Source organism: Ruegeria sp. BG3 (genome assembly GCF_056538485.1).
Genome location: NZ_JBQFTE010000023.1, coordinates 1 through 3,800, shown reverse-complemented (window position 1 = coordinate 3,800; position 3,800 = coordinate 1). Strand labels below are relative to the sequence as shown.

The following is a 3,800-nucleotide window of genomic DNA, read 5'->3' as shown; positions in this document are numbered from 1 at the left end:
ATATCGCTGACTGTGAATGGCATGTCTGTGAGCGGTGAAGTTGAGGGTCGGACGTTATTGTCTGGTTTTTTGCGGGATCATTTGTCTTTGACGGGGACGCATGTTGGCTGTGATACGGCGCAATGTGGGGCCTGTGTGGTGCATGTGAACGGCGAGGCCGTGAAGTCGTGCAACATGCTGGCGGTTGAGGCTGACGGGGCCGAGGTCGGCACGATCGAGGGTCAGGCGGCCGAGGATGGGACGCTCAATGCGATCCAGCAGGCGTTTCAGGATCACCACGGGCTGCAATGCGGCTTCTGCACGCCAGGCATGGTGATGAGCGCGGCGGCCTTGCTGAAGGACAATCCGCGCCCGTCCGAGGCCGAGATCCGCAAGTATCTGGAAGGCAACCTGTGCCGCTGCACGGGCTATCACAACATCGTCAAGGCGATCATGGCCGCTTCGGGCCAGGACGTCAGCAGCATCGCCGCCGAATAAGCGGCCCGAGGGAGGAGAACAAGCAATGCCCAAAGACAGTGGCATCGGAGCCAGTTCCAAGCGGCGCGAGGACGTGCGCTTTCTGACCGGAGCAGGCAATTATACCGACGACATCAACGTGGCCGGACAGGCCTATGTTCATTTCCTGCGCTCGGATATCGCGCATGGCCGGATCACCAGCCTTGATACCTCGGCGGCCGAGGCCATGCCGGGCGTGGTCAAGGTGTTCACCGGCAAGGATTTCGAAGGCGTGGGCGGCATGCCCTGCGGCTGGGAGGTGACGGACAAGCACGGCGCGCCCATGCAGGAGCCTGCACATCCCATTCTGGCCCAGGGCAAGGTGCGCCATGTGGGCGATCCCATCGCCGCCGTTGTGGCCGACAGCCTGGAGCAGGCGCGTGATGCGGCCGAGGCGATTGACCTCGAGATCGAGGAACTGCCCGCCGTGATCGACATGAAGGCCGCCGCGCAAGAGGGCGCGACGCTGGTCCATGACGATCTGAAGAACAACATCTGCTATGACTGGCAGCTGGGTGAGGCGGATGACGCCAAGGTCAACGAGGTCTTCGCCAATGCGGCCCATGTGACCACGCTGGATCTGGTCAACAACCGCCTGGTCGCTAACCCGATGGAGCCGCGCGTGGCGGTGGGTGAGTATAGGCGGGGCACGGATGAGTACACGCTCTATACGACCTCGCAGAACCCGCATGTGATCCGCCTGCTGATGTGCGCCTTCGTGCTGGGTCTGCCCGAGCATAAGGTCCGCGTGGTGGCCCCGGATGTGGGCGGCGGTTTTGGCACCAAGATCTTCCACTATGCGGAAGAGGCGTTCTGTACCTTCGCCGCCAAGGCCTGCAACCGCCCGGTCAAGTGGACCTCCAGCCGGTCCGAGGCGTTCATGTCGGACGCCCATGGCCGGGATCATGTCAGCAAAATCGAACTGGCGCTGGATGCAGACAATAACTTCATCGGGTTGCGGACCAACACCTACGCGAACCTTGGAGCGTATCTGTCGACCTTCTCCAGTTCCGTGCCCACATGGCTACACGGCACGCTGATGGCAGGCAATTACAAGACGCCGGTCATTCAGGTGAATGTGAAGGCGATGTTCACCAACACAGTGCCGGTGGATGCCTATCGCGGCGCGGGCCGGCCCGAGGCGACGTTCCAGTTGGAACGCGTGGTGGATAAAGCTGCGCGCGAGCTGGGAGTCGATCCGATTGCCCTGCGCCGTCAGAACTTCATCACCCAGTTCCCCTATGACACGCCGGTCGCTCTGACCTATGACACCGGGGATTACAACGGGACCATGGACAAGCTTGAGGCCGCAGCCGATCTGGCAGGCTTTGCCGCGCGCCGTGCGGCAAGCGAGGCCAAGGGCAAGCTGCGCGGTCTGGGCATCAACTGCTATATCGAGGCGTGTGGCATTGCGCCCTCGAACATCGTTGGCATGCTGGGGGCCCGAGCGGGTCTCTATGACGCGGCGACCGTGCGGGTGAATGCCACCGGCTCGATCAGCGTCATGGTAGGCGCGCATAGCCACGGGCAGGGGCATGAGACTGCCTTCCCGCAGGTTGTGGCCGACATGATCGGCATTGATGAATCGATGGTCGAGATTGTGCATGGCGACACTTCGAAGATCCCGTTCGGCATGGGCACCTATGGCTCGCGCTCGCTGGCGGTCTGTGGCTCGGCCATGGTGAAGGCCACCGAGAAGGTGATCGACAAGGCCAAGAAGATTGCCGCCCACCTGCTGGAAGCCTCCGAGGCGGATATCGAGCTGAAGGACGGTCAGTTCAGCGTGGCAGGCACCGACAAGTCGGTGGCCTGGGGCGATGTGACCCTGACGGCCTATGTGCCGCATAACTTCCCGCTGGAGGTGGAACCGGGGCTGGAGGAGACCGCGTTCTATGATCCGGCCAACTTCACCTTCCCCTCGGGCGCTTATGCCTGCGAGGTCGAGCTGGACCCCGAGACCGGTCAGGTCAGTATCGAGGCCTTCACCGCGGCGGATGACTTTGGCAACATCGTCAACCCGATGATCGTGGATGGCCAGGTTCATGGCGGCATCGGTCAGGGCATCGGCCAGGCTCTGCTGGAGAACTGCGCCTATGACGAGAATGGCCAGCTTCTGAGCGCATCCTTCATGGATTACGCCATGCCGCGCGCCGATGATGTGCCCTTCTACGGCGTCGATCATTCCAGCCAGACACCCTGCACGCATAACCCGCTGGGTGTGAAGGGCTGTGGTGAGGCCGGGGCGATTGGCTCTCCGCCGGCTGTGGTCAATGCGGTTCTGGATGCGATGAACTCGGGCGGCAAGGCGGTGGATCACATCGATATGCCGGTGAGCCCGTCGCGCGTTTGGGCGGCGATGAACAGCTGAGTTGAGAGGGTGGACCGGGGGCCAGCCCCCGGACCCCCGAGGTATTTTTAGCCAGATGAAGAGCGGATCTGCGCTCTTCGGAAAGGAAAAGCGGAATGTACAGTTTCGAGTTTGAGAAGCCTTCGAGCATTGCCGACGCGGTTGCTGCGTTGGGGGCCGAGGATGCGCAGCCATTGGGCGGGGGTCAGACGCTGATCCCGACGCTGAAGCAGCGTTTGGCGGCCCCTTCGGTGCTGGTCAGCATGGGTGGGATTGCCGAGATGCAGGGCGTCTGCGTCGAGGATGACGGCTCGGTCGTCATTGGCGGGGCGACGCCCCATGCCACGGTGGCGCGTGAGGCGGCGGGGTCGTATCCGGCGCTGGCGGCCTTGGCGGGTCAGATCGGTGATCCGGCGGTGCGCAATCGCGGCACCATTGGCGGGTCAGTGGCCAACAATGATCCGGCGGCCTGTTATCCGGCGGGTGTGCTGGGCTCAGGCGCGACCATCGTGACCAACGCGCGGCAGATCGCGGCGGATGACTTCTTTCAGGGCATGTTTGCCACCGCGCTGGATGAGGGTGAGATCATCACCTCGGTCCGGTTCCCGGTGCCGCAGGCGGCGAGCTATCAGAAGTTCTTGCAGCCCGCATCCCGGTTTGCCCTGGTCGGCGTCTACGTGGCGCGCTTTGCGGATGGTGTCCGTGTGGCCGTGACCGGCGCTAGCGAAGACGGCGTGTTCCGGTGGGCGGAGGCCGAAGAGGCCTTGAACAAATCCTTCAGCGCCGAGGCACTGATGGGGCTGAGCGTCAACCCGATGAACATGATCGCCGACCTGCATGGCAGCAAAGACTACCGCGCGCATTTGGTTGGAGTGTTGACAAAACGCGCCGTCCAAAACTGCTCGTAACCGCATAGGTGATAAAACCTAAAGCCCCGGGCAAAACCCCGGGGCTTTTG

3 protein-coding genes are annotated in these 3,800 nt (G+C 62.8%); all 3 read left to right on the top strand.

The window, feature by feature from the left end:
* Positions 1–477: (2Fe-2S)-binding protein (locus ACR0AI_RS21885; RefSeq protein ID WP_480677198.1), on the top strand; the 477-nt coding region annotated here is incomplete at its 5' end.
* Positions 478–502: 25 nt separating this feature from the next.
* Positions 503–2,863, top strand: coding sequence for a xanthine dehydrogenase family protein molybdopterin-binding subunit (locus ACR0AI_RS21880; RefSeq protein ID WP_480677199.1), 2,361 nt, complete (start codon positions 503–505; stop codon positions 2,861–2,863).
* Between the two features lie 95 nt (positions 2,864–2,958).
* A complete protein-coding gene (locus ACR0AI_RS21875) occupies positions 2,959–3,750 on the top strand; it encodes an FAD binding domain-containing protein (protein ID WP_480677200.1) in 792 nt (263 codons plus the stop codon).
* The last annotated feature ends 50 nt before the right edge of the window (positions 3,751–3,800 follow it).

What these genes read in the sequence shown, in the direction of transcription:
- ACR0AI_RS21875 (WP_480677200.1), top strand. Translation starts at nt 2,959, where the DNA reads ATGTACAGTTTCGAGTTTGAGAAGCCTTCGAGCATTGCCGACGCGGTT.
- ACR0AI_RS21880 (WP_480677199.1), top strand. Translation starts at nt 503, where the DNA reads ATGCCCAAAGACAGTGGCATCGGAGCCAGTTCCAAGCGGCGCGAGGAC.